This is a genomic window from Haloprofundus halobius (genome assembly GCF_020097835.1).
GTDB lineage: Archaea > Halobacteriota > Halobacteria > Halobacteriales > Haloferacaceae > Haloprofundus > Haloprofundus halobius.
Genome location: NZ_CP083666.1, coordinates 1,331,046 through 1,347,849, shown reverse-complemented (window position 1 = coordinate 1,347,849; position 16,804 = coordinate 1,331,046). Strand labels below are relative to the sequence as shown.

The following is a 16,804-nucleotide window of genomic DNA, read 5'->3' as shown; positions in this document are numbered from 1 at the left end:
TTTGTCACCGTATGAGTCAACAGACGGGCGGTATCTACCAGCACTACATCGCCGGAGAGTGGACTTCCGGCGAGGGAGAGGAGACGTTCGAGAGCACGAATCCAGCGACGGGCGAGACGCTCGGCGAGTTCCAGCGCGGCACCGAAGCGGACGTCGACCGCGCGCTCACCGAGGCGGAAGACGCGTTCGAGGAGTGGCGCGGCCTCTCGTATATCAAACGCGCGGAGTACCTCTGGGACATCTACCACGAACTCCGCGAGCGAACGGACGAACTCGGCGAAATCGTCACCAAAGAGTGCGGCAAGGAGATTTCTGAGGGCAAAGCCGACGTCATCGAGGCGTACCACATGGTCGAGTGGGCCGCCGGCGACGCCCGCCACCCGAAGGGCGACGTGGTTCCCTCTGAGATCCCGAGTAAGGACGCCTACATGCGTCGCAAGCCCCGCGGCGTCGTCGGCTGTATTACCCCGTGGAACTTCCCCGTCGCCATCCCCTTCTGGCACATGGCCGTCGCGCTCGTCGAGGGGAACACGGTCGTCTGGAAACCCGCCGAGCAGACGCCGTGGTGCGGCCAGACCATCGCCGAGATGTTCGAGGACGCCGGCATCCCCGACGGCGTGTTCAACATGGTACAGGGCTTCGGCGACGCCGGTGCGGCCATCGTCGAAGACCCGCGCGTCGACACCGTCCTCTTCACGGGGAGCGCCGAGGTCGGCCACGAAATCGCCTCGAAGGTCGGCGGCGAACCCGGCAAACTCGTCGCCGCCGAGATGGGCGGCAAGAACAACATCGTCATCACTGAAGAGGCGGACCTCGACACCGCCGTCCACTCCGCCGTGATGTCGTCGTTCAAGACGACCGGTCAGCGCTGCGTCTCCTCCGAGCGGCTCGTCGTCCACGCCGACGTCTACGACGAGTTCAAAGAGCGCTTCGTCGACATCGCCGAGGACGTCGCCGTCGGCGACCCGCTGAGCGAGAACACGTTCATGGGGCCGCTCATCGAGCCGGAACACAAAGAGAAGGTCTCGAAGTACAACGAGTTGGCCGAAGAGGAGGGCGTCAACGTCCTCGTCGACCGCACCGAACTCGATGAATCGGAGATTCCCGACGGCCACGAGGACGGCAACTGGGTCGGTCCGTTCGTCTACGAGGCTGACCCCTACGACGACCTGCGCTGCACGCACGAGGAAGTGTTCGGCCCGCACGTCGCGCTCCTGAAGTACGACGGCGACATCGAGGAGGCCGTCGAGATTCAGAACGACACCGAGTACGGCCTCGCGGGGGCCATCATCTCCGAGAACTACCGCCAGATAAACTACTTCCGCGACCACGCGGAGGTCGGCCTCGCCTACGGCAACCTGCCGTGCATCGGCGCGGAGGTCCACCTGCCGTTCGGCGGCGTCAAGAAATCCGGCAACGGGTACCCGAGCGCGCGCGAGGTCATCGAAGCGGTCACCGAGCGCACCGCGTGGACGCTGAACAACTCCGACGACATCCAGATGGCGCAGGGACTGTCGGCGGACATCAAGACGAAAGACGACTGAAGCGACGAGCGACGTCGGGTGGTCGTCGAACACGAACGAATTTTTCACGCAGTCGCGTTTTTCACGCAGTTACGTCGGTACCGGACACTCGACCTGGTCGCGGATTTATGGTTCCGCCGACCGAACGACCGACCAGCACCTACCGAGTGATTCGGTTGATACACCGTGGCCAGTACTACCATCTCAGACCGAGAGAATCGCCGCTTGAACAGCACGTCGCGGCGCGCCGCGGGCGTCGCTGCGCTCCTCGGAACGCTGCTCGTCACCGCGGGTCTGCTTCGACAGGCGCTCACCGACGTGACCGCAGGCGGCGACGTCGTGTTCGACGTCCAGAACACCGTCTTCCTCGTCGAACAGGGAGCGCTCGTCGCGGGTATCTTTCTGCTCCTCGTCGCGCTCGTCGGGTTCGTGCTGTACCACCGGGAGGCGGAGGGCGTCTACTGGTGGCTCGGCGTGCTCGGCACCGGCGGCGGCATGGTCCTGAGTCTCGTCAGCGCCGGCGCGCAGTTCGCCTTCGACCTGGCCGGGATGGCGACGCTCTCGCAGTACGCCGCCTACGGCTTCCTCGCCGGTAACGTCGGGTTCATCGGAGCGTCGCTCCCGCTGGGCGTCGCGCTGTTGGTGAGCGGGTGGGCGAAAGCGCCCGAACTCCGCCTCGCCGGCGTCGCCTTCGCCGGAACCGGCCCCTCCATCTCGCAGGGAGCGATCTTCTTCGGTCTCAACGGTCTCTTCGGCGGACTGCTGTTCGTCGGCGCGTACGCGACGGCGTGGCTGCTCGTCGCGTACAACCTGCTTCGCGACGACTTCTGAGCACCCCGGTCGACGGCCCCTTCGGCCGCCGTCGACTGCCGTCGACCGACATCCGTCCCATAGTGACCCCGGCGGTCGGGTCGCGACGACCGATTTCCGTAGCATCACTTTTGTGCTGGCCGCCGTAGTCGGCGCATGCACGTCCACGACTACTTCGACGAGTTGACGCGGCGCGACTGGGACACCGGTGCCGACGGCACCATCCGGTTCGCCGTCGTCGGCGTCGGCGGCTTCGCCCGCAAAGCCGCCCTCCCCGCCATCGCGGACGCCGACTACGCCGAGGCGACGGTGCTCGTCACGGGGTCGCCGGAGCGCGTCGGCCCCGCGGCCGAGGAACGCGGTGTCGAGCACGTCCTCACCTACGAGGAGTACCACGACGGGGCGGCGACCGACACGTACGACGCGGTTTACGTCGCCACGCCGAACGCACTCCACCCCGAGGCCATCGAGACGGCCGCCGTGAACGGGAAGGCGGTCATCTCCGAGAAGCCGCTGGCGGCGACGGTCGAGGGTGCGAAACGCGCCGTTTCGGTGTGCGAGGACGCCGACGTACCGCTGATGACCGCCTACCGGATGCAGTTCGACCCCGTCGTGCGTCGCCTCCGCGAGTTCGTCGGCGAGGGTGGTATCGGCGACCCGCTTCAACTGCACGGCGGGTTCGCTTTCGACGTGCTTGGCGGGAGTCGGGGACCCGACCAGTGGCGACTCGACGCCGACCTCGCGGGCGGCGGCGCGCTGATGGACGTCGGTGTCTACCCGCTGAACACGGCGCGCTACCTCCTCGACGCCGACCCGGTGGCAGTCACCGCGACGGCGCGCGGCGAGGGCGTCTTCGCCGATGTGGACGAGCGGATCGCGTTCCAACTGGAGTTCCCCGACGGCGTCACGGCCTCCTTTACCGCCGGGTTCTCAGGGTACCCCAAGAGCCACCTCTCGGTTCGGGGGACCGACGGCCACGTCGAACTGCCCGACTCCGCGTTCGGGACCGAGGACCCTCGCCGGGTAGCCGTCTCTCGGGGCGACGTTCGCGCGGTGGTCGACGGCCCCGAGACGAGCGAGATACGCGAGGAGTTCGACTACTTCGCGCACGCGGTGCTCACCGGCGACGACATCGGCCCGGACGGCGAGGAGGGGTTGCGAGACGTGCAGGTGACGGCCGCGACGTACGAGGCCGCAGAAACCAGTGAACGCGTCGAGATACGATACTCGTGAGTCGGTAGTCGAAGGAACTGCGGAAGGCGAGGTGGGAGCGCTCCCCCACCGGGCCGGGGGAGCGGTGCGGCGATGGCCACAGTGGACCCCTCACTGCAGCGTGTTGCGGCGGTTGATTTGTGCCGAGTCGTCGACGAGAAAAGCGTCGATATCGTCGGCGAATTCGGCTAAGAAGTACGTCTCAATAAAGGCATCGACACGGTGAACTGATGCCGCTATCGGGGGTCCACGGTACCGTGGACCGTGACACGGTCAGCGCCGGTCGGCGAGCGCGGGGAACTCCTCGCGAACCCGCGTCACCTCCTCGGGGTCGAGGTCGGCCGTGACGTGCGCAGGTCGGTCGCCGGCGCTCGAAAGCGGCGTTCCCCACGGGTCGTAGACGGTCGAGCGGCCGAGCAGCGTCGCCGACTCGAACGCCCCGACGCCGTTTATCGCGCCGAGATACCAGAGGTTCTCGATGGCTCGCGCCCGCGTCAGCGTCTGCCAGTGTTCGACGCGGGGGTACGGCCACGCGCTCGGTACCAGCAACAGCGTGACCCCTCTGTCGACGAGTTCGCGCGTCAGTTCCGGGAACCGCAGGTCGTAACAGGTACAGGTGCCGACGGTGAAGCCGTCGAACTCGAACGGTTCGAGCCGTTCTCCGGGCGTCAGCAGGCGCGCCTCGGCGGACTCGTAGCCGAACAGGTGGTGTTTCCGGTACGTCGTCCGCAGCGAACCGTCGCGGTCGAAGAAGGTCGTCGTGTTCGCCAGTCCGGTGTCGCCGGGGACGTCGTAGCCCGCGTCGACGCTCGCTTCGAGGTCCTCGACGTGGCTCCCGGCCAACAGACCGACGTCGTGGTCGGCCGCCATATCGCGGAGGCGGCCGAACGTCGGGCCGTCCAGTCCCTCGGCCACCCGTGCGTACGACTCGAACGCGAAGTAGCCGACCGCGAACAGTTCCGGGAGCGCAACGAGGTCCGCGCCGTCGGCGGCCGCCGCTTCGACGGCCGCCTCGGCGGCGTCGAGCGCGGCGTCGACGCTTCCGGCGTCCTGTTCCAGTTGGGCGAGTGAGAGGCGCATCGATCAGTTCTCCGCCTCGGCCATCTCGCGGCGCAGCGCGCGTTCCAAGTTGTCGAGTTCGCGATCGAAGTTCCGTTTGAAGAAGCGTTCGACGCCCGGTAGGCTCCCGTCGACGACGAACTCGTTGACGAGACGCGAACCGCCTTCGGTCTCCTCTACGGTGTGCTCGCCGGTGACGCGCAGCGCCCGCGAGCGGCCGACGAACTTCACGTATCGGGGAGCGTCGCGCGCGACGTCTTCGGTCTCGACGGGCACGGTCGACCTGATGACGGGGATGGGGAGCGCGACATGCCACGTCGCCTTCCGGTCGTCGTCGGGGTCGACGTCGTAGTCCTCGACGACGCTTATCGCGGCCGCCCGCTTCTCGGGGTCGGCGATGAACGCCCACACGTCTTCGGGAGGTCGGTCGAACTCGAAGGTCCGCGTAACCCGAACAGTCATGTGTTTATATCAGGAGGAGAGGGCAAAAATCCGCGGATTAACTGCGGGTGACTCGCCACGTCGTCGAGCGCGCGCGGCCCCACTTTTCGATCTCGACGTCCTCGGATTTCTCGGCGAGTCGCGGGAGACGGGAGCCGACCTGTTTCGCCGAGAGACCGATGGCTTCGGCGATGTTCTTCGCCCGGAAGTACCGCTCACCGCGAGTGACGCTCTCCCGGAGGTAGGCGATAATCCGCTGTTCCTCGTCGGTGTACTCGGTCATCTGCGTTCTAACTACGTGTCTGACGATATTAACGGTTACTTGGTCGGTCGAGCGGTCGCGACACCGCTCAGTCGGCGTACACGTGCACGGCGACGATAGCCAGCGACGCGGCGACCATCGCGCCGGCGAAGCCCCACGCCTTCGTCAACTGTCCGGGTCCGGCGAGCATCACCGCCGCACCGACGAGTGTGAGCATCGCGAACACCATCGCGACACCGATGCCCATGTCCGTCTGAGACGTCTGCGTTGCCATGTCAGTCCGGTTCGCCGGTGTCTACTTAGTTTATTCGACAGTCTCCCGGTGGAGATGTCGGTTCTCGACTCGACGCGGTCCGTGGTCCGATCCGGGTCGCCACGTGTCACCCGCGACGCCGTCTGTCGACGTCGCCGACCCCCATCTGCTAAGTACCCCGCGCACACTGCTCCCGTATGGACCCGAGCGGTGTCGTCCGCCGCGCGCTGGGGAGTCGGTCGGGGGTTGTCGCCGCCGGTCTCGTCTTCCTCGTCGTCCTCCTCGCGGCCGCCTCCGTGCTCGGATTCGCCGGTGCGCCGGAGGTGACGGAGGTCAGTAACCGAATCGTCGACGTCGACGACGAGACGACGACCATCGAGACGAACATCACCGTTCGAAACCCGAACCCTCTCGGCGTCAGCGTCGACGGCGCGATAATCGACTACGGCGTTCGCATGAACGACGTGTCGATGGCCTCGAACCGCAGGGAAGGAGTTCACGTCGGCCGCGGCAACTCGACGCTCACGTTCCGGACGGAGATGCGAAACGAGCGAATCTCGGAGTGGTGGGTCACCCACGTCCGAAACGACGAGCGAACGACGCTCCGCGTCGACGCCGACGCCGGCTATCGCGGCGTCAACGCCACCTTCGAAGGGCCGACCGTAGAGCGCGAGATTCGGACGGACGTCGTCTCGGCGTTCAACTCGACGGAGACGCGACGGGTCAACGCGAGTCAACCGTTCGTCGCCGATCCCGTGCTCTACGTCAACGAGACGAGCGGCGAGTGGGGCACGGTCAACGAGTCGGCGACGCCCATCGACACCGCGTTCGTCGTCTACAACCCCAACCCGGTGCCGGTGACGCTGAGCGAACTCAGCTACGAGATTCGGATGAACGACGTCCGCGTCGGTCAGGGCTCGACGAACCGCGAGTACGTCGTCGGCCCCGGGGAGACCCAGCGGATACGGACGACGGCGGTCATCGAGAACGACCGTCTCGACGAGTGGTGGGTCACCCACGTCCGCCGCGGCGAGGTGACGACGCTCACCATCGACTTCGCCGCCGTCGTCCGCCTCCCCGGCGGAGTGCAAGTCGACCTACCGCTGCACGACGTGCAGTACTCTCAGGAGATTCGAACCGACATCTTCGGCACCGAGACGACCGTCGAGAGCGCGGACGCGAACGAGTCGAGTGGAACCGAGACAGCCGGAAACGGAACCGCGACAGAGGGCGAACCGACGACCGATGGCGAGACGACCGACGGCGAGACGACCGACGGCGCTCTCGTCGCAGGAGACGAATCGACCCCGGTCGAGGAGGTCGACGGCGGACTGTTCGGCGCCGACTCGCCAAACCTGCACCTGCCGACAACGTTTTTACCCCGTCCGTTCGTGTACCCTGTACATGCAACGGAGTACCCACTCTCCTGGTCGAGTTCTTCTCCCGCGATGAGAACGCCGTCACGGTGACGAGCGACGACGAATCGATTCTGCTGCGCATCGACGACCGCACGTGTGAACTGTCGAGAGCCGACGCCGCGAAACTGAGAGACTCCATCGGCTCGGCGCTGACCGAGAAACGCGAGTTCTTCCGCACCGCGGGCGAGTATCGCGACGACGGCAGCTACGTCGTCTCGCGGCGCGGCGCGGACTCCGCGGGCAACGCGAAGGTGTTCGAGAGCTTCGAGGCGCTGCACCGACTGTACGACCGCCTGCCCCACGAGTTCACCGCCGAGGACGTTGGGCGGACCGGCATCACCGGGTCGCGCCGCCACATGCTGATTCGACACTTCGGCGAGCATCCGGCGTTCGACTGCCGTATCACCCGGCGGAATCCGTTGACCGCCGAGCGGGTCGACAGCGACGCCGACGGCGACACCGAACCCGCCGACGCCCCCCTCGACGACGTACCGACCGAGGTGGACGCGACAGCCGACTGAGTGTTCGAGACTCCGACTTTTCGCGCCTGACGGGAGACGAACAGCGGCGAGAGACCGAGAGAATCGAAGCGAGACCGCACACCGCCGAAGGTGCGACGTTCAGGAGATGGTGACGTGGTCGGACTCTTCGTTCAACGCGAGGTTCGCCGCGATTTCGGCGTTCCGCATCGCGTACTGCGCAGTCTGCTGGAGGCTGACGAGCACCTCGCGGATGCGCAGCAGTTCCTCGTTGGACACCTCCGGAATCTCCGAGAGGATGTCCTGCTCGCGGTCGGTGAGTTCGCGGAACTGCTCTCTGACCTCGATGGTGAGGTCGTAGTCGCGGTCGACCACCGACTGAACCGCCTTCACCGTGATGACGTCTATCTGGTCGGTGAACTCGCGGATACGGCGCATCGTCGCCGAGTCGACGTCGATTGTGTGACCCTCGGTGTTGAGGACGATCTCGGCGATGTCCTCGGCGTTGTCGGCGGTGAGTTCGAGGTTCTTGGCCACCGAGCGGTAGCCGATGAGCGGGAAGCCCGATTCGAGGCCGACCGCCCGACAGAGGTTCGGGTTCTGGTAGGCGGTGAAGATGAGACGTAGCAGGAGGACGAAGATCTTGTTCGCCTGTCGCTCGCGGTTGAGCGCTCGTTCCGCGAGGTCGGGGTTGCCGTGCGCCAGCGCCTTCACAGCCTCGCCGCGCATCGTGCTCCCGGTGTTCTCGAGGCGTTCGAGCAGATTGTCCAGCGTGAAGTCCTCGGGGTCGACCGAACAGCGGATGGCGATTCGCTCGGGCGTCTCCTCGATGACCCCGAGGCCCATCAACTGCGTCTCGGCCTTGTAAACGGCGTTGATGTGTTCGCTGTCGAGGGCACCCTCTTCCTTCTCGACGTGGATTACGCGCCGCCCGAGCACGTACTGCGCGACGATAGCGCGTTCGAGGCCGTCGGCGTCGAGGTTGTCGGCGTGGATGACCGCCTCCGAGTCCTCGGTCGACGCCGACTCCGGTAACACGGTGAGCGTCCCCTTGCCGCCCATCCGAATCGACACCTCGTCGCCTTTGTTCACACCGTGTTCTTTCGCCCACTCCGCCGGGAGCGTCATCGCCAGCGTCGAGGGACCGAGTCGCTGGACTTTCCGCGTCTCCATGGCAAGCCGTATCCCTTCTATGACCTTAATCTTCACTATAGGGAGATAATACATCATAAACCGGGAGGGTTCGCTCCCGAGTCCGTACGGACGCGTCGAAGACTCACCAGGGCTGCGAACGCGACGCGTACGCTCGACCACGAAAGGCGCATCGTGCCTTCCGGCGACAGTACAAGAAGCGGTTCAGACGACCCTCATCATCCGCCGCTCGAAGCGACCGACGCGGACTTTCGTCCATCCTCGAAGCGCTTCGTCGAGTTCGGGGTCGTCGGTGTCGACGCGCAGCACCGAGATGTCGTCGAGTTTCGAGCGTGAGGCGACGACTTCGACCGAACATCGGCGGATGACCGCGGGCGACAATTGCGGGTTACCGCGGCCGAACACGAACCCCTGTCCACCGATGGGCGAGACGACGACGACGTTCTCCTCGCCGAGGGCGTCGAGAATCTCCGACTCGCTGCCGTCGCGGACGAGTATCTCGCCGTCTCTCCACACGTCGACGCCGATGGGCGACCCCTCGAAGCCCAGCGCCTCCTTCACCGCGCCGACGGTCGACCCGGGGCCGAGCACGTAGGTGACGCCGGGTTCGACGTCGGTGGCGACGCCTTCGGCGAGTGCTTCGACCGTGCCGCCGCCCAACTGCTTCGAGGACTGTAGGTCGTCGGCGACGGGGACGGTGGCTACGGCGCGGAGTTCCGGGTGGACCTCGCCCTCGCGGTACTCGTCCTCGTCGATGTCCATCACCTCGCGGCGTTCGGTGCGCTCGAAGGAGGCGACGACGCCGGCGGCGTCCTCGGGGGAGACGGCGAACACCGACGAGTACACTTTGACGCCCGCGGGGACGCCGAGCATCGGCGTCTCGCTCCCCTGCTCCGAGAGCGCTTCGGCGACGTCCGCCGCGGTGCCGTCGCCGCCGACGAACAGCACGAGGTCGACGCCGGCGGCGACGAACCCCTCGATGGCGTGACGCGTATCGTCAGCCGTGGTCTCCGTTTCGCTCGGCGCGCCGACGACATCGGGGTCGAACCCGGCGTCTCGGGCGGCGTCTTCGCCCATCTCGCCGCCGTAGACGACGAGTTCCGTGTCGGGGACGCGCTCGCGGAGTTCGGTCAGGGCGCGACGTGCGCGGGCGGGCGCTCGCGGCTCCGCACCCCGAGCGCGCGCCTCGGCGACTTTGCCATCCGTTCCCTTCAGGCCGACACGGCCGCCCATTCCGGCGATCGGATTGACGACGACGCCGATTCGCATGAGCGAACACAGCCGCGGGAGCGGCAAAAAGCCGCCGACTCGGCGGGAGAGACGGGAGCGCGTCCGTCGAGCTCAGGGTGTCGATTTCGGCGCGTGGTCGAAGACGAACACGTCGCCGCCGCTCGTGACGAGCACCTCGTACCCGCAGAGTCCGAACGCGGTCGACGCCGCCGACTGTTCGACGAACAGCGCGTCGAGCGCGTCGGGGTCGACGAACCGATACAGCTGCTGCATCTCGCACGGGTCGACGTTCTTCACCTCCGCGACGGCCATCGCGGCGGCGGTGCTCGGCGGAAGCGACTCGTCCCACGACGCGACGTTCACCGCGTCGTCCGGCGACGCCGCTTCGTCATCCATCGGCGTAGTCCACCACAGCGGCGTAGTTCAACGTTCCCATGTCGTCTAGCAGGTCGTATCGGCTCTCGTCTCGGTGATGCTCGGCGGTACTTGGCGGTGCGAACGACACGGGTAACTGCGAACCGTCAACAGTTAAACGACGTGCCTGATAACGTCACCTCATGTTCGTACTCGCATCGGAACAGTCGCTCCCGGCCGCCGAAACCGCCGGTGTCGTTCTCCTGTTGAGCCTGCTCGTCACCGTCGGCTGGTTGCTCTACCTCTACCGCTGAGCCCGCTCGGACCGACTCAGGGATCGACGGCTTCGGTGTGTTCTCGGAGCCACTCGGCCGCTTCGACCGCCGTCTGCGGGTCGGCTGCGCTGATCTTCACCCGAACGCCGTCGCCCGGATGGCTGCCGACGGTGACGCCGAAGCGGCGCTGGAGGTCGGCCAATCTGTCGGCGAGCGCGCTCTCGGGTTCGTCGACGAGCACGCGTTCGACGTGCGTCTCGGTTCCCGTGAACTCGCTCTCGACGCGCGCGAACATCGCCTTCATCTCCCTCGGTACGCCGGGGAGCACGTACACCGACTCGACGACGGCCCCCGGCGCGACGCCCACATCGTTCGGAAGGAACCGCGCGCCCGCCGGGAGTTCGACCGTTCTCGGCTCGCCCTCGTCGGCCGCGTAGCCGCCGCGCTCGGCCAGCCACGCCGACGCCTCCGCGTGCGGCTCTAGTGACTTGCCGACCGCCGCCGCGACGCCCTCCATGGTCACGTCGTCGTGCGTCGGCCCGAGGCCGCCGGTGACGAGCACCGCGTCGGAGGCGGCTAAGGACTCGTTGACCACCTGTGCGATGTCGGCGAGACGGTCCGGTACCGTCGTCACTCGTTCGACCGTCGCGCCCCGCGCGGTGAGTCGTTCGCCGAGCCACGCCGCGTTGGTGTTCACCGTGTCGCCGACGAGCAGTTCGTCGCCGACGCTGACGATTGCGGTTCGCATCGCCCGAGAGAGGGGCGGCGCGTCGAAAAATCCCGCGCTGTCCGGTCCGGATTACCGCAACCTCGCGGCTCGACCCCGCTACCGCATTCCCGGTGGCGGTCCGCGGTCGGAGTCGTCAGAGGTGTCGACGTCGAGACCGAGTTCCTGTCGCTGCTCGCGGAGTCGCTCGATCTGGCGGCGGTAGTAGAGGCCACCGACGAGTGCGACGACGGTGGAGACGCCGAGGATGCCGCCGAAGATGTAGAGGTCGCGCTGGAGGTAGAACTGCACCGAAATCACATCGCGCTCCACCTCGTCCCAGTAGAGGTGGACGCGGCCGTTTTCGACGCGCTGTTCGTCCGGGCTCGGCTTCGCTCCGCTCAAGATGGGCACGTCGAGGCGGCGGTCCTCCGGGAGGACGATCTCGTACGACCCCTCGACGAACGTCGGCAGCGAGAAGTGTTTGGGGGTGCTCTGGCCGGTGAACGCCACCTGTCCGGCCTCGCCGCTCGGGGCGTCCGAGGGGGGTGTGACGACGACCGCGTCCCGACGCTCCTCTATGGTGCCGCCGCGCTCGGTGAGCGTCGTGCCGTTGATGACGCTCCCGTTGGGGTAGCGGTATCTGACCGCTTCGACGTAGAGGGGGTTCTCGCTCCCGAGACCGCTGTCACGGTACAGCCGCAGTTCGTCGCCCTCGAAACGATACACCGCCTGGTACGTCGCCCGTTCGGAGACGTTGATGTGGACGTCAGCGTCGGCGTCCCACGCGTACTCGCCGGAGACGTTGCCGTCGAGGCGGTCGGCGGGTATCTCGTTGTCGCCGAAGAACCCGAGACACCCCGAGGTAGCGAGCAGGAGGACGACGGCGGCGGTCGCCAAGAGGAGTCGACGGTTCATGGGATGACGCAGCGCAGCTCCGACGGGAGGTACGACCCGATACTGGCCAACAGTCCCGGTGGGTCGGTCCCCTCGGCGCAGATGATGCTCTGTTCGAGAAGACCGAGTCGTTCGACGGTGACGATGTCGTTGGCGTGGCCGGCGCGGTTCACTGTCGCGCGGACCTCACCGCGGGTGGCGCTGTTGACGTTGACGCGGCCCGCCCCGCGCCGCCAGTCGTACAACTGGTCGCGCGTCTCGTCGGCGAGCCGTGACGGTTCGTCGTCGCCGCCGTAGACGAATTTGAGGCGCTGGTGTTGGACGAGTCCGAACCGCTCGCGTATCTGGGACGGACGGCCCTGCCCGAGGCCGAGTTCGGCGGCCGGGATGCGAATCTCCTCGCCGACGTCGAGGACGAACCCCTCGTCGTCCCACGATTCGAGTGTGCCGGTGTACGTCTCGCCGGCGTCGAGATGCGTCGGAATCTCGCCCCACTCCTCACGCAGGGCGTTGCGGGCGACCGTCTCGTCGTCGCCCTCGACCGTGACGGCGACGAACTCGTCGTGGCGGACGCCGACGGTGAACTCCACGTCGAGCGAGCCGACGTCGTTGGCGACGAGCGACCGGAGGCTGTCGAGCGTTCGTTCGCGGGCGTCACCCTCGACGTAGCACTTGGTTGCGAGAACGACCATCAGCCGGTCACGTCGGCGTTCAACTCCTCGCGGAGTTCGTCGATTCGCTGGTTCATCGCGTCGACGAGGCGGTTGTTCTCCATCGATTCGAGCGGCGACCCGCACTCGGGGCACTCGAAGCCGAAGTCCATCGCCTCGCCGAACTCGAAGCGAATCGAACACACCTCACAGAGGTAGAACTCGTGGTTCTGTTCGTAGTCCTGACGTTCCTCGAGCGCGTCGAGCAGGCGGTGCATCTCCTCTTCGAGGTTCTCGGGGATGTTGTCGTACTCGAACGTCCACAGGTAGGTGAGCCACCCCGAGTCCTCGTCGCGGACGCGGCGGTACGTCGCGAGGTCGTTCTCGTAGAGGATGAACAGCGCCCGACGCACGTCGTTGAGTTCCAGTCCGAGTTCCTCGGCGAGTTCCTCGTCGGTCACCTCGCCGTCCGGCGGCGCGGCGGCGACGGGCATTCCCGTCGGTCCGACCAACTCGTGGAGGTACTTCTGAATGACAGGGTCTCCCAGCAGGTCCTCAAAAGCCATTACCCTATCCTCTGTCACAGAATCGTTTAAAAGCACCGGATAGCGGCGTCGAGCGGGCGCTCCGTCGACGGACGCCTGCCCAACGCTTCGAAGCGGCTGCACGGAGGTTTTTGTACGGTGACGGGGCCAGTTCGCGTCGTGAGTTGAACCGGGTCCGCGGTCGGACGAGGCGGGTGTCCGGCGCACCGCCGTGGAGCCTCGTAGCGCCGGCTGTTCGCCATCCGATGCGCATTCGTCGCTTCGAGCGACGCCGATAGCTGGCGTAGTGACTACTCCACCTCTTCGACGCGCTTGCCCGTCTCCATCGGTATGACCTCGCGCTCTGCGTCCTCCCACTCCCGGTCGAGTTCGCGGCCCTCGAACAGGCGGTCGAGAAATACTGCGAGCGCCGCCACCTCCGAGTGCGGTTGGTTCGTCACGCCGACGTTGTAGTCGGCGTAGTCGTACACCTCGAACGGTACCTTCTCCGCGCCGACGACGACGAGGAGTGGGCCCTCGGCGTGTGCGTCTCTGACGTCCTCTTTTACGTCTTGGACGCGTTCGCCGTACATCGTCAGGTGTGCGACGGTGCCTTTCCAGTCACGGATGATATCGCGGTAGGAGTCGACAACTTCGACCTCGAAGGGGCCGCCGAACCTCGCCGTGATGTCTCTCACCGTCGTCTCTGACTGGCTCGCGTCGCCGACGAGGAGCGCGCGGTCCGCACCGAGCGCCCGCGCCGTCAGCCCGATGTGCGTCGTCATCCGGTCGTCCCGGCCCGGTCGGTGGCCGAGACGCAGGACGACGACCTCGGATTCGCCTTGCATGTGCTGTCCGAGGCGAGGCCACGGTTAGGGGGTTTCGGAAGCCGTCGGCCCGAACGACCTCCGACGAGGGCGGCGACGCCGCACCTCTCGTATCGCGCGAGTAATCACAATCGACTTACTCCGGTCTACGGAGATACAGACATGCACCTCGTAGACAAGCGAGTCGTCGTCACCGGCGGGGCGGGCCTCGTCGGGTCGCACCTCGCCGCGAAGCTATCGGCGGAGAACGACGTTGTCGTCGCCGACGATCTCTCGAAGGGAACCGAGTCGCGCGTCCCCGACGGCGTCGAGTTCGTCCGCGCGGACATGCGCGACCCGGCGGACGTCGCCGAGGTTATCACCGAAGACGTCGACGTCGTCTTCCACCTCGCGGCGTACACCGACACGAACTACGAGGACCCCCGGAAACTGTTCGAGGAGAACACCGAGATGACGTACAACGTCCTCGAACGGATGGACGAAGTCGGCGTCGACAGCGTCGCGTTCACCTCCTCCTCCACCATCTACGGCGAGGCCCCGCGGCCGACGCCCGAGGACTACGCACCCATCGAACCCATCAGCGCCTACGGTGCGAGCAAACTCGCCGACGAGGCGCTGATGTCGACGTACGCGCACTCGCACGGCTTCACCGCGTGGGTGTTCCGCTTCGCCAACATCGTCGGACCGAAACAGCGCGGCAACGTCATCCCGGATTTCATCGAGAAACTGCTCGACGACCCCGAGACCCTCACCATCCTCGGCGACGGCAGACAGGAGAAGTCGTATCTGTACGTCGAAGACTGCGTCGACGCCATCCGTCACGTCGTCGAAAACGCCGACAAGTCGATGAACACCTACAATCTGGGGACGCGGACGACCACCTCCGTGAACCGCATCGCCGACATCGTCGCCGAGGTGATGGGTCTCGACCCCGAGTACGAGTACACCGGCGGCGAGCGCGGCTGGAAAGGCGACGTACCGAAGATGCGGCTCTCAATCGAGAAACTGTCGGCGCTCGGGTGGGAGCCGTCGACAGCCAGCGACGAGGCGGTCGAGCGTGCCGCGAGTGAACTGTACGAGGAACTTCGCGCCGAGCGCGAGCCGTAGTCGGGCGGTCGGCTACGTCGGCTACACCGTCTACACCGGTTCCACCGAAAACTGCGTCTGGGCCTCCGCGTCCGCGTCGACGGCCGCGAGTTCGCCGACAGCGACGTACTCGCCCGGTTCGGAGTCGTCCCAGACGCTCTCGAACGTCGTCGCCTCACCGGGGTCGAGCGTCTCGCTGCCGAGCATCTGCGCGAACATGCGGCCGTCGCTCCAGCGCCACACTTCGCCGCCACCGCCGGTGTCCGTGACGACGAACTCCGCGCGTCGCGCGTCACGGAACGAGAGCGTGACGCGCTCGTCTCCGCGGTTCTCGACGGTCAGTTCGAATTCGACGCGGTCCGACTGCGGTGTCGCCGTGAGTGTCGCAGTAAGCATACGTGGGATACGAGAAAGCGGGGAATAACGTTCCGGATTTACAGGTCGTCGGAGGAGTCGAGACCGAGCGCCGCCGCGGTGTCGAGCAGTCCGGCACCCTGTTCGTTCGACGCGAGGCCGATATCCTCGGCCGTCGAGAGCAGTTGCTCGCGCGTCTCCGTGTTCGTGTAGCCATTGGCCATCAGCTGCGCACCGGCACCGGCGACGTGCGGACAGGCCATCGACGTACCGGAGAACACGTCGTAGTCGCCGCCGGGGACCGTCGACTCGATGTCGACACCGGGCGCGGCGATTTCGACTTCCGGACCGGTCGAGGAGAACGAGGCGAGGTCGTCGTTCTCGCCGGTCGCGCTGACGGCGACGACTTCCTCGTAGGCCGCCGGGTAGCCGACGCAGTCGCTGCACGGACCGGAGTTACCCGCAGCGGCGACGAGGAACACACCGCGGTCGTAAGCGTACGCACAGGCATCCTTGACGGCGTCGGAACCGCTGCTCGCGCCGAGGCTCATGCTGGCGACGTCCCAGTCCTGGTCGGCCGTGTACTCGATACCCGCGGCGATGTCGGAGAACGACCCGCTACCGCGCTTGTCGAGCACCTTCACCGCGTGGAGCGTCGCCTCCGTGCTGACGCCAACGACGCCCTCGTCGTTGTCGACGGCGTCGGCGGTGCCAGCGCAGTGGGTGCCGTGGTCGTTATCGTCGTCCCAAGGTTCGGCGTACGGACCTCTCGCCGAGACGAACGCCTTCCCCTCGCCGAGGTTCGCCTGCAGGTCGGGGTGGTCCGAGTCGATACCCGTGTCGAGGATGGCGACGTCCGCGCCCGAACCCGTTTCGCCCTCGCCGTGTGCGACCTCCGCGTCGACACGGTCGATGCCGTACGGCAGCGACTGCGCGAAGGCGTACATCTGGCCGTTCGCTTCGACGTAGCGAACGTCGCCGCGCTGTTCGAGACCCTTCACCGCGTTCTCGTCGACTTCGATGGTCATCGCGTCGAAGTTGAACTGTCGGACGACGCTGGACGCGGCGTTCTCGGCCGCCCGTCTCCCGCTCCGACCGCGATACCCGACGTTCACTTCGACGAGGTTGTCGTTGCCCTTCGCCGTCGCGAGTCCGCCCAGGCCGCCGACGCTGACCGCTACACCTGTCGTCTTCAGTACAGTACGTCGTGTGACACCCGTGGTATCATCTGACATTACGAGCGCCCAGATGGATTAATGTATATTAAATATTCACGAATTGAACTATCTTGC

The 16,804-nt window shown here is 66.4% G+C and carries 20 protein-coding genes; 6 read left to right on the top strand and 14 right to left on the bottom strand.

From position 1 onward, the window contains the following. Positions 1-11: 11 nt before the first annotated feature. From LAQ74_RS07055 to gfo6, 3 genes are all read left to right on the top strand, one after another. Positions 12-1,544, top strand: coding sequence for an aldehyde dehydrogenase family protein (locus LAQ74_RS07055; protein WP_224336470.1), 1,533 nt, complete (start codon positions 12-14; stop codon positions 1,542-1,544). Positions 1,545-1,748: 204 nt separating this feature from the next. Then, positions 1,749-2,354 (top strand): hypothetical protein, encoded by a 606-nt coding sequence (locus tag LAQ74_RS07050; RefSeq protein WP_224336468.1) that lies wholly within the window; start codon positions 1,749-1,751, stop codon positions 2,352-2,354. A gap of 135 nt (positions 2,355-2,489) precedes the next feature. Next, complete coding sequence (gene gfo6, locus LAQ74_RS07045) at positions 2,490-3,566, top strand: D-xylose 1-dehydrogenase Gfo6 (RefSeq protein WP_224336466.1); 1,077 nt, start codon at positions 2,490-2,492, stop codon at positions 3,564-3,566. Positions 3,567-3,818: 252 nt separating this feature from the next. Here gfo6 and LAQ74_RS07040 read toward each other — a convergent pair whose 3' ends face one another. The 4 genes from LAQ74_RS07040 to LAQ74_RS07025 all read right to left on the bottom strand — a co-directional run bounded on the left by LAQ74_RS07040 (position 3,819) and on the right by LAQ74_RS07025 (position 5,581). Beyond that, positions 3,819-4,625: a nitrilase-related carbon-nitrogen hydrolase gene (locus LAQ74_RS07040; RefSeq protein ID WP_224336464.1), complete on the bottom strand. Its 807-nt coding sequence runs from the start codon at positions 4,623-4,625 to the stop codon at positions 3,819-3,821. 3 nt (positions 4,626-4,628) lie between these two features. Continuing rightward, positions 4,629-5,066, bottom strand: a complete 438-nt coding sequence (locus tag LAQ74_RS07035) for an SRPBCC family protein (RefSeq protein ID WP_224336461.1) — start codon at positions 5,064-5,066, stop codon at positions 4,629-4,631. A 37-nt stretch (positions 5,067-5,103) separates the two neighbouring features. Next, the gene (locus tag LAQ74_RS07030) at positions 5,104-5,328 is read right to left on the bottom strand and encodes a DUF7123 family protein (RefSeq protein WP_058581661.1); all 225 of its coding nucleotides are present in this window, start codon (positions 5,326-5,328) and stop codon (positions 5,104-5,106) included. Positions 5,329-5,395: 67 nt separating this feature from the next. Then, positions 5,396-5,581 carry a DUF7525 family protein gene (locus LAQ74_RS07025; RefSeq protein WP_224336459.1) on the bottom strand — a complete coding sequence of 62 codons (186 nt, stop codon included), beginning with the start codon at positions 5,579-5,581 and terminating at the stop codon, positions 5,396-5,398. A gap of 176 nt (positions 5,582-5,757) precedes the next feature. Between LAQ74_RS07025 and LAQ74_RS07020 the strand changes: the two genes are divergently transcribed. Beyond that, positions 5,758-7,029: an LEA/WHy family protein gene (locus LAQ74_RS07020; protein WP_224336457.1), complete on the top strand. Its 1,272-nt coding sequence runs from the start codon at positions 5,758-5,760 to the stop codon at positions 7,027-7,029. A gap of 50 nt (positions 7,030-7,079) precedes the next feature. Beyond that, positions 7,080-7,499, top strand: a complete 420-nt coding sequence (locus LAQ74_RS07015; RefSeq protein WP_224337178.1) for a DUF7528 family protein — start codon at positions 7,080-7,082, stop codon at positions 7,497-7,499. Between the two features lie 99 nt (positions 7,500-7,598). Here the strand turns inward: LAQ74_RS07015 and LAQ74_RS07010 are convergent, their stop codons facing one another. The 8 genes from LAQ74_RS07010 to LAQ74_RS06975 all read right to left on the bottom strand — a co-directional run bounded on the left by LAQ74_RS07010 (position 7,599) and on the right by LAQ74_RS06975 (position 14,093). Further along, on the bottom strand, positions 7,599-8,630 hold the full coding sequence (locus LAQ74_RS07010) for a phosphate signaling complex PhoU family protein (protein WP_224336455.1): 1,032 nt from the start codon (positions 8,628-8,630) through the stop codon (positions 7,599-7,601). A 183-nt stretch (positions 8,631-8,813) separates the two neighbouring features. Further along, positions 8,814-9,878, bottom strand: coding sequence for an ATP-NAD kinase family protein (locus tag LAQ74_RS07005; RefSeq protein ID WP_224336453.1), 1,065 nt, complete (start codon positions 9,876-9,878; stop codon positions 8,814-8,816). A gap of 72 nt (positions 9,879-9,950) precedes the next feature. After that, entirely contained in the window at positions 9,951-10,235 is a 285-nt protein-coding gene (locus LAQ74_RS07000; protein WP_224336451.1) for a HalOD1 output domain-containing protein, read from the bottom strand. A 288-nt stretch (positions 10,236-10,523) separates the two neighbouring features. After that, positions 10,524-11,216 (bottom strand): competence/damage-inducible protein A, encoded by a 693-nt coding sequence (locus LAQ74_RS06995; protein WP_224336449.1) that lies wholly within the window; start codon positions 11,214-11,216, stop codon positions 10,524-10,526. Between the two features lie 78 nt (positions 11,217-11,294). Beyond that, positions 11,295-12,092 (bottom strand): DUF5803 family protein, encoded by a 798-nt coding sequence (locus LAQ74_RS06990; RefSeq protein ID WP_224336447.1) that lies wholly within the window; start codon positions 12,090-12,092, stop codon positions 11,295-11,297. Then, positions 12,089-12,763: a DUF2110 family protein gene (locus LAQ74_RS06985; protein ID WP_224336444.1), complete on the bottom strand. Its 675-nt coding sequence runs from the start codon at positions 12,761-12,763 to the stop codon at positions 12,089-12,091. The genes LAQ74_RS06990 and LAQ74_RS06985 overlap by 4 nt, the downstream gene beginning before the upstream one ends. Next, positions 12,763-13,287, bottom strand: coding sequence for a transcription factor (locus LAQ74_RS06980; RefSeq protein ID WP_224336442.1), 525 nt, complete (start codon positions 13,285-13,287; stop codon positions 12,763-12,765). Before LAQ74_RS06980 ends, LAQ74_RS06985 begins: the two co-directional genes overlap by 1 nt. 269 nt (positions 13,288-13,556) lie before the next feature. After that, a complete protein-coding gene (locus tag LAQ74_RS06975; RefSeq protein ID WP_224336440.1) occupies positions 13,557-14,093 on the bottom strand; it encodes a tRNA (cytidine(56)-2'-O)-methyltransferase in 537 nt (178 codons plus the stop codon). Positions 14,094-14,234: 141 nt separating this feature from the next. Between LAQ74_RS06975 and LAQ74_RS06970 the strand changes: the two genes are divergently transcribed. Beyond that, positions 14,235-15,179, top strand: a complete 945-nt coding sequence (locus tag LAQ74_RS06970; RefSeq protein WP_224336438.1) for an NAD-dependent epimerase/dehydratase family protein — start codon at positions 14,235-14,237, stop codon at positions 15,177-15,179. A 30-nt stretch (positions 15,180-15,209) separates the two neighbouring features. On the opposite strand, the gene LAQ74_RS06965 is transcribed toward LAQ74_RS06970, so the two are convergent. Together LAQ74_RS06965 and LAQ74_RS06960 are read right to left on the bottom strand one after the other, a co-directional pair. After that, the gene (locus LAQ74_RS06965) at positions 15,210-15,554 is read right to left on the bottom strand and encodes a BsuPI-related putative proteinase inhibitor (protein WP_224336436.1); all 345 of its coding nucleotides are present in this window, start codon (positions 15,552-15,554) and stop codon (positions 15,210-15,212) included. A 38-nt stretch (positions 15,555-15,592) separates the two neighbouring features. After that, positions 15,593-16,747 carry a S8 family peptidase gene (locus tag LAQ74_RS06960; RefSeq protein ID WP_224336434.1) on the bottom strand — a complete coding sequence of 385 codons (1,155 nt, stop codon included), beginning with the start codon at positions 16,745-16,747 and terminating at the stop codon, positions 15,593-15,595. Positions 16,748-16,804 lie beyond the last annotated feature (57 nt).

Excerpts from the sequence above, each read along its gene's own strand:
- LAQ74_RS06975 (WP_224336440.1), bottom strand. The coding sequence starts at position 14,093 with ATGCAAGGCGAATCCGAGGTCGTCGTCCTGCGTCTCGGCCACCGACCG.
- gfo6 (WP_224336466.1), top strand. The coding sequence starts at position 2,490 with ATGCACGTCCACGACTACTTCGACGAGTTGACGCGGCGCGACTGGGAC.
- LAQ74_RS06980 (WP_224336442.1), bottom strand. The coding sequence starts at position 13,287 with ATGGCTTTTGAGGACCTGCTGGGAGACCCTGTCATTCAGAAGTACCTC.
- LAQ74_RS06985 (WP_224336444.1), bottom strand. The coding sequence starts at position 12,763 with ATGGTCGTTCTCGCAACCAAGTGCTACGTCGAGGGTGACGCCCGCGAA.
- LAQ74_RS06960 (WP_224336434.1), bottom strand. The coding sequence starts at position 16,747 with ATGTCAGATGATACCACGGGTGTCACACGACGTACTGTACTGAAGACG.
- LAQ74_RS07025 (WP_224336459.1), bottom strand. The coding sequence starts at position 5,581 with ATGGCAACGCAGACGTCTCAGACGGACATGGGCATCGGTGTCGCGATG.
- LAQ74_RS07000 (WP_224336451.1), bottom strand. The coding sequence starts at position 10,235 with ATGGATGACGAAGCGGCGTCGCCGGACGACGCGGTGAACGTCGCGTCG.
- LAQ74_RS07040 (WP_224336464.1), bottom strand. The coding sequence starts at position 4,625 with ATGCGCCTCTCACTCGCCCAACTGGAACAGGACGCCGGAAGCGTCGAC.
- LAQ74_RS07030 (WP_058581661.1), bottom strand. The coding sequence starts at position 5,328 with ATGACCGAGTACACCGACGAGGAACAGCGGATTATCGCCTACCTCCGG.
- LAQ74_RS06995 (WP_224336449.1), bottom strand. The coding sequence starts at position 11,216 with ATGCGAACCGCAATCGTCAGCGTCGGCGACGAACTGCTCGTCGGCGAC.
- LAQ74_RS07055 (WP_224336470.1), top strand. The coding sequence starts at position 12 with ATGAGTCAACAGACGGGCGGTATCTACCAGCACTACATCGCCGGAGAG.
- LAQ74_RS07020 (WP_224336457.1), top strand. The coding sequence starts at position 5,758 with ATGGACCCGAGCGGTGTCGTCCGCCGCGCGCTGGGGAGTCGGTCGGGG.
- LAQ74_RS07005 (WP_224336453.1), bottom strand. The coding sequence starts at position 9,878 with ATGCGAATCGGCGTCGTCGTCAATCCGATCGCCGGAATGGGCGGCCGT.
- LAQ74_RS07010 (WP_224336455.1), bottom strand. The coding sequence starts at position 8,630 with ATGGAGACGCGGAAAGTCCAGCGACTCGGTCCCTCGACGCTGGCGATG.
- LAQ74_RS07035 (WP_224336461.1), bottom strand. The coding sequence starts at position 5,066 with ATGACTGTTCGGGTTACGCGGACCTTCGAGTTCGACCGACCTCCCGAA.
- LAQ74_RS06990 (WP_224336447.1), bottom strand. The coding sequence starts at position 12,092 with ATGAACCGTCGACTCCTCTTGGCGACCGCCGCCGTCGTCCTCCTGCTC.
- LAQ74_RS06965 (WP_224336436.1), bottom strand. The coding sequence starts at position 15,554 with ATGCTTACTGCGACACTCACGGCGACACCGCAGTCGGACCGCGTCGAA.
- LAQ74_RS06970 (WP_224336438.1), top strand. The coding sequence starts at position 14,235 with ATGCACCTCGTAGACAAGCGAGTCGTCGTCACCGGCGGGGCGGGCCTC.